This window comes from Aestuariivirga sp., from assembly GCF_041738905.1.
Taxonomy (GTDB): domain Bacteria; phylum Pseudomonadota; class Alphaproteobacteria; order Rhizobiales; family Aestuariivirgaceae; genus Aestuariivirga.
Genome location: NZ_JBGSOZ010000210.1, coordinates 1 through 16,058 on the forward strand (window position 1 = coordinate 1; position 16,058 = coordinate 16,058).

Here is a 16,058-nt window from a genome sequence, read left to right on the forward strand (position 1 = left end):
CGCAGAGTACTATCATTCGGTTCACCCGCTGGGTTCTCCATGATGGCCTCATATGGTTCAGGTTAAACTGCTGATAATTATACCTGAATCGGCGCAATGCCGCCACAAATCAGTATGTCATCTGGCGAATGCGGGTTTATGAAAGTTGCAGCGTGAAGACGCCGGAGTTCGGCCTTCTGCACCTTGCCCATCGCATTCCGCGGCAGTTCGTCCACGACGAAGATGCGTTTCGGCACCTTGAACTTCGCCAGAGTTTTCGAAAGCTCTCCGATGATCGCCTGTTCCTGCGGAAGTTCGCCATGCGCGGTAACGACAGCGATCACAGCCTCACCAAAATCGGGATGCGGTGCTCCCACAACCGCTGATTCACCTACTCCCGGCATGGCATCCAGAACCTCCTCGATCTCCTTCGGGTAGACATTGAAGCCGCCCGTGATGATCAGGTCCTTGGCGCGGCCGACGATGGTTACGCGGCCTTCGGCATCGATGGTGCTCACGTCGCCGGTGATGAAATAGCCATCCGCCGTGAAGTCTTCCTTCGTCCTCTCCGGCATTCTCCAATAGCCCTTGAAGACGTTGGGGCCCTTCACCTCCAGCACGCCGGGCTGGCCGCCAGTGATGCGAACCGAAACGCCGGGCAGGGCGAAGCCAACGGTGCCAGGCACGCGGTCGCCGTCATAGGGATTCGAGGTGATCATTCCCGTCTCGGTCATGCCGTAGCGTTCGAGGATTGCATGACCCGTCCGTATACGGAAGTCCTGGTGCGTCTCGGCGAGGAGTGGAGCCGATCCGGAAATGAAGAGGCGCATGGAACGCGCACATTCAGAGGTGAAGGAAGGCTCGGCGAGGAGCCGCGTATAGAACGTGGGCACGCCCATCATCAGGCTGGCTTGCGGCATGGCGCCGACCAGCGCCTTCACATCGAACTTGCCGAACCAGACGATTTCGCAGCCAGACAGGAAGGCCGTGTTGAGCGCCACATAGAGGCCGTGCACATGGAAAATGGGCAGGGCATGGAGCAGCACGTCGCTCGCGGTGATGTGCCAGAGCTTTACCAGCGTCTCGGCATTGGAGGAGAGGTTGCCGTGGGTGATCATCGCGCCCTTGGAGCGGCCCGTGGTGCCCGACGTATAGAGCAGGCCCGCGAGGTCATCGGCCCGACGCGGTGCCGTTTCATGACGATCGTCCATCGTGGCCGCCATGGTGGCAAGCGAGCCCTGGCCATCGGCATCGAGGTTGACGACCGCGAAGATCTTGTGCCGGTCAGCGAGCGTGCGCATGGCGGCCTGCCGGACGGGATCGCAGACGATGAGCTTCGGCTGCGCATCGCCCACGAAATAGTCGACTTCGGTTTCCGTGTAGGCGGTGTTGAGGGGCTGGTACACCGCGCCCGCCTTCAATACGGCGAGATAGAGCAGCACATTGGCGATCGATTTCTCGACCTGCACCGTAACCCGGTCACCGGGCTCGACGCCCAGCGCCGCCAGCGCGTTAGCATAGCGCGCCACCTGAGAGGCGAGTTCTGCAAAGCTGATGCTTGGCCCTCCGCCGGGCGTGCGGATCGACGTGCGGGAGGCGTGGTTCCGGAACGTCGATTCGAAGCGGTGATAAAGGTTCTCGCTCGACACTGTGAGTTGCTTTCCTGTCAGCCCGCCGTCATGGGCCTGTCATTTATGCGGAGCAGTCTTTGGCTTGCGGGACAATCTGTCCGTCCCGCCCAAGCCCCAAGTGACTGCCATGCCGTGGTGCGAGGCCACATGCCCCCTCTAGCCGAACGCATCCGGCATGGTTTTTCTTCTCAACCCTCGATGAAGGCCTTCATGCGCTTCAGGGCCTCGACGATGTCCGCCTCGCTCGCCGCATAGGAGAGCCGCATGAAGCCTTTGCCATTGGTGCCGAAGCTGTCGCCGAAGATCAACGCCACAAAGGCCTTGTCGAGCAGCTCCCGCGCCAGGTCGCGCGATTCCCATCCCGTCGCCGAGATGTTGGGGAACGCGTAGAAGGCGCCGCCCGGCACCCGGCAACGCACGCCCTTGATGTCGTTCAACCCCTTCACCACGATGTCGCGGCGCCTCTGGAAGCTCTTCCGGAAGGCCTCGATCTCGTCCATCGGCCCGGTGATCGCTGCCAGCCCCGCCATCTGCGTGGCGACACTGGTGCAGGAGTGGTCGACGGTGATGAGCTTCTTCACATACTCGATGAGTTGTTTTGGCCAGATGCCGAAGCCCAGCCGCCAGCCGGTCATCGCGAAGGTCTTGGACCAGCCGTCGAGAATGATGGTGCGGTCGCGCAATTCCGGGAAGCTCAGGAAACTGGTGAAGTCGACACCGTCATAGACCTGGTGGCTGTAGATTTCGTCCGACAGGATCGCCACGTCCGGAAAGCGCGCAAGGCCGTGCGCCAGCTTGGTGATCTCCTCGCGCGAGACGACGCCGCCCGTGGGGTTCGCCGGCGAATTGATGATGATCAGGCGCGTGGCGGGCGTGATGAGGGAAAGCACTTCCTCGGCATCGAAGCCGAAGTCCTTTTCCTCGCGGATCGGGTAGGGCACGGGCTTGGCACCGGATGAGCGCGCCGCATCGCGATAGGGCGGGAAGCCCGGATCGGGGTAGAGAATTTCAGTGCCCGGCCCACCAAACAGCTGGCAGGCGAAATAGAAGGTCACCTTGCCACCCGGCACGATGACGACCTCGTCGCCAGAGACGGGAACCTTGAAGCGGTTCCCTACATATTGCGCCACCGCATCTCGCAGAACGGGCAGGCCTTGCGGGCTGGTGTAGCCATGCGGGCCGTCGCGCACGGCCTTCTCGGCGGCTTCCAGAATGTGCTTCGGCGGGGTAAAATCGGGCTGGCCGATGCCGAGATTGATGACCGGGTGGCCCTTGGCTTTCAGCGCATTGGCACGGTCGAGAACGGTGAAGGCGGTCTCTTCTTCAATGGCCGCCACGGAGGGATTGAGTTTCAGCATCAGGTCACATCATCAATTGCGGGGTCAAGCAGGTGGCTGACATTGCGCCCGCCATGACCTGTATCTACGGCGGCCTTGAAGATTTCCGCAACGGATTCCGTCAGGCGTGAACTGCAACCCAGCTTTTCGGCCAGGTCTGCATAATAGCCAATGTCCTTCGCCGCGTTCGCAATTGCGAAACGATAGCCGTCGAAATCGCCCTTCAGCGCTGGTTCCACCATCTTGCGCAGCACGCCGGAATTGCCGGAGCCATTCTGCATCACCTCATAGAGGTCCTTCCAGTCGATCTGGGCAGTGCGGGCCGCGCCGAAGGCCTCCGACACCAGCGCCACCATGCCAGTGACCAGATAGTTCGAGATGAGCTTCGCCGTGTGCCCCGATCCCGGGGGCCCGAAATGCTTCACGGTGCTCGCGAAACACAGGAGGAGGGGATAGATCCGGTCGAAGGTTTTAGCACTGGCGCCGCAGAGCACGCCCAGCACGCCAAGTCCTGCCTGTTCCGGCCCGCCGGTCAGGGGAATGTCGGCGTAATCCACGCCCAGTGCGGAAAGTTCATGCGCGAGGCGTTTCGTGGCTCCGGGTTCGGACGTGCCGGAGTCCAGGATGATCTGGCCGGGACGGAGATGAGGCTTCAGCCCCGCGATCGTGTCCTCGACGACCTTCGACGTGGTCACGCAGAGCAGGATCACATCGGATACGGCGAGCCCCGCGAGGTCCTTCACTTCCCGTGCGCCCTGCCTCACAAGGTCATCCACAGGGGCCCGGTTGCGGTGCGCGATGACGTTTACACCATGGCCATGCTTCAGGAGATTGGCGGCCATGCCGTGACCCATCATCCCCGCGCCGATCAGTCCAACCTGCATGCTTGCCTCACCTGCGCTCACTCCTTATGGTCCGGCTCGAAAAAATCAGGAGTTGGCATCATGGCGCTGCATCGGAATTTCATCAATGGCGAATGGCTCGAGGGCAAGGGTATCCGCGAGAACATCAACCCGTCGGACATGAGCGATATCGTCGGTGAATATGCCCAGGCCGACAAGGTGCAGACCGAGGCCGCCATCGCCGCCGCCAAGGCCGCACAGCCCGCATGGGCCGCGACGACGCCGCAGGTGAAGGCCGACGCGCTGGAATTCATCGGCACCGAACTCCTCGCCCGCAAGGACGAGATCGGCCGCCTGCTGTCGCGCGAGGAAGGAAAGCCCCTCGCCAACGGCATCGCCGAGACAATGCGCGCCGCCCAGATCTTCAAGTTCTTCGCGCAGGAGGCCTTGCGCGTCGAGGGCGTTGCGATTTCCTCCGTCCGTCCCGGCGTCGACGTGACCATCACCCGCGAGGCGCTCGGCGTTGTGGGCTTGATCTGCCCATGGAACTTCCCGATTGCCATTCCCGCCTGGAAGATGGCGCCCGCCATCGCCTTCGGAAACACGGTGGTCTTCAAGCCCGCCGATCTGGTGCCGGGAACAGCCTGGGCATTGGCCGAGATCATCTCGCGTTCGGGGCTGCCGAAGGGCGTCGTCAATCTCGTCATGGGCCGCGGCTCGGTCGTCGGCCAGACCATGCTCGAATCGCGTGACGTGAATGCGATCTCGTTCACGGGCTCGGTCGAGACGGGCTCCAAGGTCGCCATGGCCTGTGCCGCGCGCGGCGCCAAGTTCCAGCTTGAAATGGGCGGAAAGAACCCGCTTGTCGTGCTGGACGATGCGGATATCAACATCGCGGTGGCGGCAGCACTCGATGGCGCCTTCTACCAGACGGGCCAGCGCTGCACGGCGTCCTCGCGCCTCATTGTTGGCGCAAAAGTGCATGACGCGTTCGTCGAGCGCATGGTCGATGGCATGAAGAAGCTGAAGGTCGACCACGCGCTGAAGGACGGCACGGTGATTGGTCCTGTCGTCGACGAGTCGCAGATGGCGCAGGACGAGCGCTATATCCAGATCGCGCGGGACGAAGGCTGCGAACTGGCCTGGGGCGGCGAGCGGCTCAACCGTGACACCAAGGGCAACTACCTCTCGCCCGCGCTGTTCATCGGCACCAACAATGCGCAGCGCATCAATCGCGAGGAAGTCTTCGGTCCGGTGGCATCCGTCATCAAGGTCGAGAGTTATGACGAGGCGCTGAGCGTTGCCAACGATACGGCCTTCGGCCTGTCGTCGGGCATCGTCACCACGTCGCTGAAATATGCCTCCGACTTCCGCAAGAAATCTGCGGCCGGCATGGTGATGGTGAACCTCGCCACGGCGGGCGTCGACTATCACGTGCCGTTCGGTGGCCGGAAGGGCTCAAGCTATGGCGCGCGCGAGCAGGGCCGCCACGCGGTTGATTTCTACACCGGGATCAAGACGGCCTATACGCTGGCGTAAGACACCACACACTTCTGTTGGCGAGAGCCCGACTCAATCAACCGGGGCCGGTACTTCGGTGCCGTCCCTGGACTTCCGTTCTCGCGCGAAGACGAAGAGGCCGCTTGCGACGACGATTGCGGCACCAATGAGCGTCCACATGTCGGGCACGTCCCTGAAGACGATGAAGCCGATCAGGATCATCCAGATGATCTGGGTATAGATGAAGGGTGCCAGCACAGAGGCCTGTGCCAGCCTGTGCGCCTGGATCAGCAGGAAGTGGCCGACACCTCCCGCCAGCCCCATGCCGAGCAGCAGATTCCACTCGATGCCTTGTGGCATCTCCCAATACCATGGCAGGGGCAGCACGGCGAACAGGGTGCCGAACAGGCCAACGTAAAACAGAGATGTTTCAGCCCGGTCGCGCCCTCCCACCTTGCGGGTCGCGATGTTGTAGATCGACCCGCAGAAGGTTGCGCCGAGGGAAAGAAACATGGCCCAGTGGAAACTCATCGTGCCCGGCCGCATGATGATGAGAACGCCGATGAAGCCGACCACAACCGCAAGCCAGCGGCGGATGCCCACATGCTCGCCCAGCAATGGCACCGACAAGGCGCAGACCCAGAGCGGAATGGTGAAGGAGATCGCTGCCGTCTGCGCCAGTTGCAGATAGGTGAGGGCGATGAAGTTCAGCACGGTCGACGCCAGCAGCATCAGCCCACGGATGAATTGCAGACCGATGTGGCGCGAAATGATGATGGCCGGCCGCCCGGTGCGCTCGATCAGGCCCATCGCCAGCAGGAGGGCTATGAGATAGCGGAAGAACACGGCGACGGGCGGCGGCAATGTCTGCATCACATACTTCGCCAGTCCATCGAGGACCGCGAAGATCAGGACGGCGGCAGCCATCAGCAGGATGCCTTTGACGTTGGGGTTCATCCGGTCAGTTCATTACGCGCTTTGGCGGTCAGTTCACATCGGCTGCGAGCCTACCCACCCCTGCGATTTCCGCATGGTGCTTTCGTGTGACTGACGATGGCTTACGCCAGCACGACGCCCGCCTCGGCGAGGGATTTCCGTGTCGCCTCCGCCGAGCCATCAAGGTCGATCGCCCGGCAGGCGGCCTCGATGACCTCGGTGTCGAATCCCAGCTTGCGGGCATCTTCCGCCGAGAAGCGCACGCAGAAGTCGAAGGCGAGCCCCACGCAGACGACTTTCTCGAAGCCACGCTCCTTGAGGTAGCCGCCGAGGCCCGTCGGTGTCTTCTGGTCGTTCTCGAAGAAAGCCGAATAGCTGTCGATCTCCTGCCGGAAGCCCTTGCGGATGATCAGTTCCGCATGGGGAATGTGCAAGTCCTTGTGAAAGGCCGCGCCTTCCGTGTCCTGAATGCAATGCTCCGGCCAGAGCGTCTGCGGGCCATAATGCATCATGGCGATCTCGAAAGGGTTCTTCGCGGGGTGCGAGGTGGCGAAGGACGAGTGAACCGCCGGGTGCCAATCCTGCGTCAGCACCACATGCCTGAAGCTCTTCGCCAGCCGGTTGATGAGGGGCACAACCTCGTTGCCGCCCGGAACGGCGAGTTTTCCACCGGGGCAGAAATCATTCTGGACGTCGATGACGATGAGAACGTCGGTATCCTTCCACATGATCGTCTCCTCACTCTGCGATGGCCGCGGCGCATCCCTTGAAGGCCGGGAACCGGTCCACAATGACATAGACGGGGATGGGCCGCATCACATGGGCAAGACGGCCCTTCTCCTGGAAGATCGAACGGAATGACCCGCTCTTCAGTTTCTCGACAATCGAGGGCGCAATGCCGCCTGCGAGATAAACCCCGCCGCGTGCCTGCATGGTCATGGCGGCATCGCCCGAGATGCGGGCAAGCCAGGTGATGAACTGGTCCAGCGTCTTCACCGCCGCAGCGTCGGTGCCTGCGAGTGCTGCCTGCAAAACCTCTTCGGGCGTCTGCTGGGCCGGCTTGTCGGCAATCGTGCGGTACATGAGCAGAAGGCCGCCGCCCGTGATGGCATCCTCCGACTCGAAGGGCGTGCCGGGCTTCGACATCTTTTCTCGCCAGTCGAATTCCTCGCGGGTGGCCACCGGGAGCGTGATGTGGCCCACTTCGCCGGGAAGCGCCATCCATCCGCCCAGCGGCAGAGGCGCAAGCGTCGCCATGCCGAGGCCCGTTCCCGGTCCCAGCACGATCTTGACACCGGGCCGCGGTGGCGTTTCGCCGCCGATCTGGACAACGTCGTCGCCCTCCAGATGAGGAAGCGACATGGCCAGCGCCTCGAAATCGTTCAACAGCCGGAACCGTTTCGCCACAGCGGCCTTCCGCAGCGATTCCCGTGTGAAGCTCCAGTCGCGATTGGTGAGCGAGACGACCTCGCCCTCGACCGGTCCCGCCACGGCCACGGCGGCGGCCGCCAGTTCCGTCAGGCCTCTCGCCTTCACATAAGCGCCGATCGACTCTTCCAGGGAGCCGAAATTGTTGTTTTTCTGGACCGCAATGTCCCGGACTCTGGTGGAACCGACGTCCACCAGGCCGAAACGCGAGTTCGTTCCCCCGATGTCGCCGACAAGTGCCAGTTCAGCCATGATATAAACCCCTGCTTCCCCAAGTGCCATGCCACGGCGCGTTGGGCAACAGCGAAAGCTTTGACCCTCCAGCAAAACCCGTCTAGGAAGCAGGTCAACCAATCACACCCCGGATTTGACGTGACCAACCCGCTCGAACAGGAAGTGGCGCGCAGGCGTACCTTCGCCATCATTTCGCACCCCGACGCCGGCAAGACGACGCTGACCGAAAAGCTCCTGCTGTTCGGCGGCGCCATCCAGCTGGCAGGCCAGGTGCGCGCCAAGGGCGACCGCCGCCGCACCCGCTCGGACTGGATGTCGATCGAGCGCGCCCGCGGCATCTCGGTCGTGACCTCGGTCATGACCTTCGAATACGGCGGGGTCGTCTTCAACCTGCTCGATACGCCGGGCCACGAGGACTTCTCGGAAGACACCTACCGGACGCTCACGGCTGTCGATGCCGCCGTCATGGTGATCGACGGCGCCAAGGGCATCGAGGCGCGCACCCGCAAGCTGTTCGAGATCTGCCGGTTGCGCGACATTCCGATCATCACCTTCGTCAACAAGATGGACCGCGAGTCGCGCGATCCGCTCGATCTTCTGGACGAGATCGAGAAGGGCCTGGCCCTCACGGTTGCGCCCATGGTCTGGCCCATCGGGCAGGGCAAGGACTTCGCGGGCACCTATGACCTCAACACGCCGCGAGTCCGCCAGCTGGAGCAGGACCCCGATGGCGTTCCGGTCTCAGGCCCCGCCGATCCGCTCATCGATACGCTCATCAAGGGCGAAGTTCTTGCCAAGTGGCGCGACGAGATCGAACTGGTGAAGGACCTTTGCCACAGCTTCGACCGAGAGGCCTTCCTCGAGGGTCACCTGAGCCCGGTCTATTTCGGCTCGGCCATCAAGAACTTCGGCGTGCGCGATCTTCTGGAAGCCTTGATCGCCTATGCGCCGCCGCCGCGCGACCAGCAGGCCTCGGGCCGCGTCGTCCACGCGACGGAGCCCAAGATGACGGGCATCGTGTTCAAGATCCAGGCGAACATGGACCCCAACCATCGCGACCGCATCGCCTTCATGCGCCTTGCGTCGGGCAAGCTCACGCGTGGCATGAAGGTGAAGCTGGTGCGGACCGGAAAGATAGTGGCGCTCAACGCGCCGCAGTTCTTCTTCGCGCAGGACCGTTCGATTGCGGATGAGGCCTATGCGGGCGATGTCGTCGGCATTCCGAACCATGGACTCCTTCGCATCGGCGATACGTTGACCGAAGGCGAGGACATCGTCTTCACCGGCGTTCCGAGCTTCGCGCCGGAAATCCTGCGCCGCGTGAAACTGGGCGACCCGATGAAGGCCAAGAAACTTCGCGAGGCGCTGGAGCAGCTGGCGGAAGAGGGCGTCGTGCAGCTCTTCATTCCGGCGGACGGCTCTCCTGCCATCGTCGGTGTGGTTGGTGCGCTGCAGCTCGACGTGCTGGCTGACCGCCTGGCCAATGAATACGGCGTTCCGGTCACATTCGAGCCATCGCGCTATGAGGTGATGCGCTGGATTTCCTGCGCCGACCCGAAGAAGCTTGACGAGTTCCTCACCGCAAACCGCTTCTCGATCGCAACCGACCTTGACGGCGACCCTGTCTTCATGGCGCAATCGGCGTTCAGCCTGAACTACACGCTGGAGCGGGCGCCGGAGATCAAGACGACTGAAATCAAGGAAATGCACAAGGCTGCATGAGCCTGAACCTGCCATCCCTGCCCATTGACTTCAGCCTGGCCCATGCGGTTGCCATCGGCCTGATCTTCTTCTTGTGGGGGTTCTACACGCCGATCCTCAGCCTCATCGGCAAGGGCTCGCTCAACACGCAGCTCCATGCCGTCCGGCTGCGCTGGCTGCACATGCACCAGAGCGTATCGCGCGACCAGCGCGTCATCGACGCGCTGATGCTTGGGCATATCTCCAGTTCGGTGTCCTATTTCGGTTCTGCGACGCTCATCCTTCTCGCTGCACTCGTCGGCACGCTCGTCAACATCAACCGCGTCTACATCGTCACGCGCGAACTGACCTTTCTGGCGCCCATGAGTGCTGATCTCTTCGCGCTCAATTTTGCGCTGGTGACGCTCATCTTGGTATTGTGCCTCTTTGCCTTCACCTACGCGTTGCGCAAGATGGCCTATGTCTTCGCCATGCTGGGCGGCCTCGACGTCGCCGCCGCCTCGACGCCGGAAGTGAGCGTGATGGCCGACCAGACGGCACGCGTCCTGACCGAGGCGGTGAAGTCGATCAATAACGGCATTCGCGGTTTCTACTACGCGGTCGCCTCGCTGTTCCTGTTTTCTGGCGCCACGACCTGCATCGTGGCAACGTTGCTCATCACGGCGCTGCTCTACTACCGGCAGCTCTACTCACCGACGGCTGTTGCAATCGCGAAATATGTGACGGCGCTGAAGCGAGTGAAGGAATAGGCGCTCAACCCCTGAGCGCCGCCGCCTCGCGCGCCAGCTTTTCGATTCCCGCCCAGTCCTTCGCCTCGACCAGTTTTTTCGGTGCCATCCATGAGCCGCCGATGGTGATGACGTTGGACAGCTTCAGATAGCTCTGGGCATTGGCGACATTGATGCCGCCCGTCGGACAGAAGCGAACCTGCGGCAAGGGTGATGACAACGACGAGAGATAGGGCACACCGCCTGCGGGTTCGGCGGGGAAGAACTTCTGGATCGCATAGCCCCATTCGAGCAGCGCCATGCATTCCGATGCCGTCACGCCGCCGGGCAGCAGGGCGATGTCGTGGTCTTCCGCCGCGCCGAGCAGCCTGCCAGTCGATCCGGGAGAGACCGCAAACTTGCAGCCCAGTTTCTCGCTGTCACGCAGTTGGTCGGGCGTCAGCACCGTGCCGGAGCCGACGATGGCGCCCTCGACTTCCGCCACGATGGCGCGGATACAGTCCATGGCCTTCGGCGTGCGAAGCGTGATCTCGAGGACAGGAAGCCCGCCATTGACCAGCGCACGCGCCAGCGGCACCGCGTCTTCCACGTTCTCGATCACCATCACCGGCACCACGGGGGCGAGCTTCAATGCGGCCTCGAGGCCCTTCTGGTATTCGCGTGTCATCGTCCCACTCCGAATATGGAAGCGCCCTGCGCGGCAGAGCCTGCAATGTTGCGGAATGCGGCAAACAGCTCGCGGCCCGTGCCGGCCTCGTTCCGCGACAGGTCGAGTTTCACCGCATCGCGCGTGGAAAGGTCGGCCAGCACTTCCAGCGTGCCATTGTCCGCATCGAGCCTGACGATGTCGCCGTCACGGATCTTCGCGATCGGACCGCCATCGACCGCTTCGGGCGTCAGGTGAATGGCGGCGGGCACCTTGCCGGAGGCTCCCGACATGCGCCCGTCGGTGACAAGCGCCACGCGGAAACCCTTGTCCTGCAACACCGCGAGAGGCGGCGTAAGGCGATGAAGTTCGGGCATGCCGTTGGCCTTGGGCCCCTGGAAACGGACCACCGCTACGATGTCCTGGTTCAACTCGCCCGCCTTGAAGGCAGCCTGCAGGTCTTCCTGCGAATGGAACACGCGCGCCGGGGCCTCGATCACATGGCGGTCGTTGGGGATCGATGATGTCTTGATGACGGAAGTGCCGAGATTGCCCGAGAGCACCTGCAATCCGCCGGTGAGCTGGAAGGGCTTGCCGCAGCCGCGAAGCACGGTCTCGTCATGCGAGGCTTCGGCGGCGTCCGCATAGACGAGTTCGCCCTGGGGGCCGAGTCTTGCTTCCTTCGTATAGTTCGAGAGGCCCGAACCCATGATGGTCGAGACATCCTCGTGCAGGAGGCCGGCGCCCAGCAGTTCGCGGATGAGGAAGCCCATGCCGCCCGCCGCGTTGAAGTGGTTCACGTCGGCCTTGCCATTCGGATAGACGCGCGTGAGGAGGGGGACTGCTGCGGAGAGTTCGGCCAGATCGCTCCAGTCAAGCGCGATGCCCGCAGCCGCCGCCATGGCGATCAGGTGGATCGTGTGATTGGTCGAGCCGCCGGTGGCAAGGAGGCCCACGACGCCGTTCACCACCGCCTTCTCGTCATAGATGCGGCCGATGGGGCGGTAATCATTGCCGAGTGCGGTAATGGCGAGCGCCTGCCTCGCCGACTCAGCGGTAATTGCATCGCGGAGCGGCGTGCCCGGATTGACGAAGGTCGAGCCCGGCAGGTGGAGGCCCATGATCTCCATGAGCATCTGGTTGGAATTCGCAGTCCCGTAAAATGTGCAGGTGCCGGGGCCATGGTAGGACTTGGCTTCGGCTTCCATCAACGCGTCGCGGCCCACTTTGCCTTCGGCATAAAGCTGGCGGATCTTGCCCTTTTCCTCGTTCGGCAGGCCGCTCGTCATCGGGCCTGCGGGAATGAACACCGCGGGCAGGTGGCCGAAGGATAGCGCGCCGATCACGAGGCCCGGAACGATCTTGTCGCAAACGCCGAGGTAGACGGCCGAGTCGAACATCTGGTGCGACAGCGCCACGGCGGTGGAAAGTGCAATCACGTCGCGCGAGAAGAGCGACAGTTCCATGCCTGTTTCGCCCTGCGTGACGCCGTCGCACATGGCGGGAACGCCGCCTGCAACTTGAGCTGTGCCGCCTGCCGCACGGGCCGCCTTGCGGATCAGGTCCGGATAGGTTTCGAAGGGTTGGTGCGCCGAGAGCATGTCATTGTAGGCGGTGACGATCCCGATGTTGGGAGCGGAGCCGTTGCGCAAGGCATCCTTGTCGGTGCCGCAGGCTGCAAAGCCGTGGGCGACGTTGGCGCAACCCAATGATTTGCGCTTCGGTTGCCGGGCCACGGCCTCATCGATCATGTCGAGGTAGCGCCGGCGCGAGGCCTTGCTGCGCTCTACGATCTTTTCAGTTACGGCCGATATGGTTCCGGTTACGGACATCGAAGCCTCCTGTTTCAGGGACACCAGTAGAGCGTGACAGGCGTCGGACTGCGCAGCACGGCGCGCACCGGCATGTCTTCTTCCGGGCCATCGGCCAGCGCCTTGGCGAGCACCAACTTCTTGTCGGCGCCCTCAATATGAAGTTTCAGACGGCCAGCGGCTTCCAGAACAGGAAGCGTGAATGTAAGGCGGGGCTCGCCCGCACCCGGCGCCCGCATCTCGATCAGGCGCTTCGGTGTGTCGCTGTCGATCGCTTCAGCGAGGTGGTCGCCGCCGGGAAAGAAGGACGCCGTGTGACCGTCATTGCCCATGCCGAGGACGACGACGTCGAAGGCCGCGGCCTTCGCGGCATCGGCATTGTCGAATAACGGAACGAACGATGCCGCCGCCGCGCGGTTCTTCAGCAAATGGGCGCGGACGAGACGGGCATTGGAGCGCTCGCTGGTTTCGGGCACCTGGCGCTCGTCGACGAGCGTCACCGTCACGCGCTGCCATGGGAGCTCAGCTTCCGAGAGCTTCTCGAAAAACAGCTTCGGCGTCGATCCGCCGGAGACGGCGAGGGTCGCCTTGCCCTTGGCCTCGATGGCGCGCAGCAATTCGTCGGCCACGTCGCGGGCGAGCGTCTCGGCGAGAGGCTCGCGGGCCTCGAAAATGCGTTCAGCTTCGATCATAAGTCCTGGTCCTCATACCATGTGCGGCCGTCGCGTTCGATCAACGCCACGGCGGCTGACGGTCCCCACGTGCCCGATGTATACGCCTTCGGCAACTCGCTTGATGCGGCCCACGCATCGAGCACCGGGTCGATCCAGGCCCATGCGGCTTCCACTTCGTCGCGGCGCATGAACAGCGCCTGGCTGCCACGCACCACATCCATGATGAGCCGTTCATAGGCATCCGGATTGCGCACGTTGAAGGCATCCGCGAAGCTCATGTCGAGCGGCACGTGAGACAAGCGCATGCCCCCCGGGCCCGGATCCTTGATCATCAGCCACAGCTTGACGCCCTCATCCGGCTGCAGGCGGATGACCAGCCGGTTAGGCGCGATCGGCCCGGCCGATGGTTCGAACACCGAATGCGGGATCGGCTTGAAGGTGACGACGATTTCCGAAACGCGCGAGGGCAGCCGCTTGCCGGTGCGGAGGTAGAAGGGAACCCCGCTCCAGCGCCAGTTGCGGATCTCGGCCTTCAGTGCCACGAACGTCTCGGTCTTGGACGTGTTGGAGCCAAGCTCTTCGAGATAGCCCTTCACCGCGCCGCCATTGGCAGCGCCTGCGCGATATTGTCCGCGTACGGAGAGATTTGCAACGGCATCGCCGGTGATGGGCGCCAGCGCCTTCAAGACCTTCAGCTTCTCGTCGCGGAGCGCATCGGCGGCGGTCGATGTCGGCGGTTCCATCGCAACGAGGCACAGGAGCTGCAACATGTGGTTCTGCACCATGTCGCGCAATGCGCCCGCCGTGTCGTAGTAACCAGCGCGGCCTTCGACACCCAGCGTCTCGGAAACAGTAATCTGCACGTGGTCGATATGCGCGGAATTCCAGACGGGCTCGAACAGCGCATTGGCGAAGCGCAGCGCCATCAGGTTCTGCACCGTCTCCTTTCCGAGATAGTGGTCGATGCGATAGATCTGCGGTTCGCTGAACACACGGCTGATCGACTCGTTCAAGGCATGTGCCGAGGCGCCGGATTTCCCGAGCGGCTTCTCGATCACCACCCGGCTCTGTGGCGTCACCAGCTTGTGCGTGCCGAGCTTCTCGCAGATCGGGCCGAAGAGATCAGGCCCGACGGCGAGATAGAAGACGCGGATGCGGTCGAGGCCGGGCTGCAGGGACTTTTCCAGTTCCATCCAGCCGTCGTCTTGGGCGGCATCGGCGGCGACGTAGCTGAGGCGGTCGATGAACCGTGCCATGACATCGGCGTGGCGCTCGGATTCGTCCACATGGGCCTCGAGCGATGCCCGCGCGAAGTCCTTGAACTCGTCGTTCGAGAAGGGGCGGCGGGATGAGCCGATGATGCGCGATTCTGGCGGGATCTGGCCCTGCAGGTCGCGATGAAACAGGGCCGGCAGCAGCTTGCGCTGCGAAAGGTCGCCCGTGGCCCCGAAGACAACGAGATCGAAAAGGTCGACGGGGATGATGCGCGGGGTCATGAGTTTTTTTCCGCTTGTTTCTGATGTGCGCCGCTCAAATAGCGATTTTCGGGCTCAAGTCAATGAACGGGGCAATACGTCAATGCAAGTGATTTATTGCAATTCATCGATTTTTACCTCATAGTTGCTGAAAAATCAGGATGTTGGGAGGGCGGCATGATTGTGTGTTGTGGCGAGGCGCTGATTGACTTTCTGCCTCGGAAATCCGCCGATGGATCGCCTGTCTACCAGCCCTTCTGCGGCGGTTCGGTCTACAATACGGCGATTGCGTTGGGCCGGCTTGGCGTTCCCACGGGGCTGTTTACCGGGCTCTCCACCGATTTCTTCGGCGACATGCTTCGCGAGGGGCTGAAGGCCAGCAAGGTCGATCTCCGTTACACGAAGATCTGGGACAAGCCCTCCACACTTGCCTTCGTCAAGCTCACTGACGGGCATGCACGCTATTCCTTCTTCGACGACAATTCGGCCGGCCGCATGCTGGAGAAGAAAGATTGGCCCAAGCTGGACGCAAAAGTTCAGGCGCTGCATTTCGGGTCCATCAGCCTCATCCCCGAGCCCGGCGGCACCACGCTCGAAGCGCTGATGAAGCGCGAGGCGAAGTCGCGCGTCGTCTCGCTCGATCCCAACATCCGTCCCGGCCAGATCAGGAACAGGCGATCCCACCTCGCGCGACTCTCCCGGATGATTGCCATGGCCGATATCGTGAAGGTGTCCGACGAGGATGTCGCCTACATGACGGGCAAGAGCGACTTCAAGGCCACGGCCCGGAAATGGCTTAAGCTCGGTGCCAAGATCGTCGTCATCACGCGCGGAGGCGATGGGGTGGAGGCCTTCACGCAGGGCTTTGCACTCAGCCGTCCGGCCGAAAAGGTGAAGGTCGCCGATACAGTCGGCGCGGGTGACACGTTTACTGCGGGACTTCTCACGGCCTTGCGGCAGGCGAAGCTGCTCGACAAGAAGAAGCTCGCAGCGATTTCGCAGACCGATCTCGAAAAGGCGCTGGGCTTCGCAGCACGCGCCGCCGCCGTCACGGTTTCACGTCCCGGAGCCGATCCGCCGTGGGCGAAGGAACTCGTCTAGCTTCACTCAATCGCATCGCGCTTTCGCCAGAACGC

General features: G+C 62.7%; 14 protein-coding genes. 4 read left to right on the top strand and 10 right to left on the bottom strand.

What is annotated here, in order from left to right; all coding sequences use genetic code 11:
• Positions 1-77: 77 nt before the first annotated feature.
• From ACEW8Q_RS20430 to ACEW8Q_RS20440, 3 genes are all read right to left on the bottom strand, one after another.
• Complete coding sequence (locus ACEW8Q_RS20430; protein ID WP_373505911.1) at positions 78-1,628, bottom strand: malonyl-CoA synthase; 1,551 nt, start codon at positions 1,626-1,628, stop codon at positions 78-80.
• 170 nt (positions 1,629-1,798) lie between these two features.
• Entirely contained in the window at positions 1,799-2,968 is a 1,170-nt protein-coding gene (locus tag ACEW8Q_RS20435; RefSeq protein ID WP_373505912.1) for a pyridoxal phosphate-dependent aminotransferase, read from the bottom strand.
• Positions 2,968-3,831: an NAD(P)-dependent oxidoreductase gene (locus tag ACEW8Q_RS20440; protein ID WP_373505913.1), complete on the bottom strand. Its 864-nt coding sequence runs from the start codon at positions 3,829-3,831 to the stop codon at positions 2,968-2,970. Before ACEW8Q_RS20440 ends, ACEW8Q_RS20435 begins: the two co-directional genes overlap by 1 nt.
• 60 nt (positions 3,832-3,891) lie before the next feature.
• On the opposite strand from ACEW8Q_RS20440, the gene ACEW8Q_RS20445 reads away from it, so the two are divergent.
• A complete protein-coding gene (locus tag ACEW8Q_RS20445; protein WP_373505914.1) occupies positions 3,892-5,328 on the top strand; it encodes an aldehyde dehydrogenase family protein in 1,437 nt (478 codons plus the stop codon).
• 33 nt (positions 5,329-5,361) lie between these two features.
• Here the strand turns inward: ACEW8Q_RS20445 and ACEW8Q_RS20450 are convergent, their stop codons facing one another.
• The 3 genes from ACEW8Q_RS20450 to glk form a co-directional block, all read right to left on the bottom strand.
• Entirely contained in the window at positions 5,362-6,246 is an 885-nt protein-coding gene (locus ACEW8Q_RS20450) for a DMT family transporter (RefSeq protein WP_373505915.1), read from the bottom strand.
• 101 nt (positions 6,247-6,347) lie between these two features.
• A complete protein-coding gene (pncA, locus tag ACEW8Q_RS20455) occupies positions 6,348-6,953 on the bottom strand; it encodes a bifunctional nicotinamidase/pyrazinamidase (protein ID WP_373505916.1) in 606 nt (201 codons plus the stop codon).
• Positions 6,954-6,963: 10 nt separating this feature from the next.
• Entirely contained in the window at positions 6,964-7,905 is a 942-nt protein-coding gene (gene glk, locus ACEW8Q_RS20460; RefSeq protein ID WP_373505917.1) for a glucokinase, read from the bottom strand.
• 120 nt (positions 7,906-8,025) lie between these two features.
• Between glk and ACEW8Q_RS20465 the strand changes: the two genes are divergently transcribed.
• A complete protein-coding gene (locus ACEW8Q_RS20465) occupies positions 8,026-9,609 on the top strand; it encodes a peptide chain release factor 3 (protein ID WP_373505918.1) in 1,584 nt (527 codons plus the stop codon).
• Positions 9,606-10,337, top strand: a complete 732-nt coding sequence (locus ACEW8Q_RS20470) for a DUF599 domain-containing protein (protein ID WP_373505919.1) — start codon at positions 9,606-9,608, stop codon at positions 10,335-10,337. Before ACEW8Q_RS20465 ends, ACEW8Q_RS20470 begins: the two co-directional genes overlap by 4 nt.
• A 4-nt stretch (positions 10,338-10,341) precedes the next feature.
• On the opposite strand, the gene eda is transcribed toward ACEW8Q_RS20470, so the two are convergent.
• The 4 genes from eda to zwf are packed head-to-tail and all read right to left on the bottom strand — an operon-like array spanning position 10,342 to position 14,943.
• Positions 10,342-10,983: a bifunctional 4-hydroxy-2-oxoglutarate aldolase/2-dehydro-3-deoxy-phosphogluconate aldolase gene (gene eda / locus ACEW8Q_RS20475; protein ID WP_373505920.1), complete on the bottom strand. Its 642-nt coding sequence runs from the start codon at positions 10,981-10,983 to the stop codon at positions 10,342-10,344.
• Positions 10,980-12,794 carry a phosphogluconate dehydratase gene (edd, locus tag ACEW8Q_RS20480; RefSeq protein WP_373505921.1) on the bottom strand — a complete coding sequence of 605 codons (1,815 nt, stop codon included), beginning with the start codon at positions 12,792-12,794 and terminating at the stop codon, positions 10,980-10,982. The genes eda and edd overlap by 4 nt, the downstream gene beginning before the upstream one ends.
• 14 nt (positions 12,795-12,808) lie before the next feature.
• On the bottom strand, positions 12,809-13,465 hold the full coding sequence (gene pgl, locus ACEW8Q_RS20485; protein ID WP_373505922.1) for a 6-phosphogluconolactonase: 657 nt from the start codon (positions 13,463-13,465) through the stop codon (positions 12,809-12,811).
• Positions 13,462-14,943 (bottom strand): glucose-6-phosphate dehydrogenase, encoded by a 1,482-nt coding sequence (gene zwf / locus ACEW8Q_RS20490; protein WP_373505923.1) that lies wholly within the window; start codon positions 14,941-14,943, stop codon positions 13,462-13,464. The genes pgl and zwf overlap by 4 nt, the downstream gene beginning before the upstream one ends.
• 156 nt (positions 14,944-15,099) lie before the next feature.
• Between zwf and ACEW8Q_RS20495 the strand changes: the two genes are divergently transcribed.
• A complete protein-coding gene (locus tag ACEW8Q_RS20495) occupies positions 15,100-16,023 on the top strand; it encodes a carbohydrate kinase (protein WP_373505924.1) in 924 nt (307 codons plus the stop codon).
• Positions 16,024-16,058 lie beyond the last annotated feature (35 nt).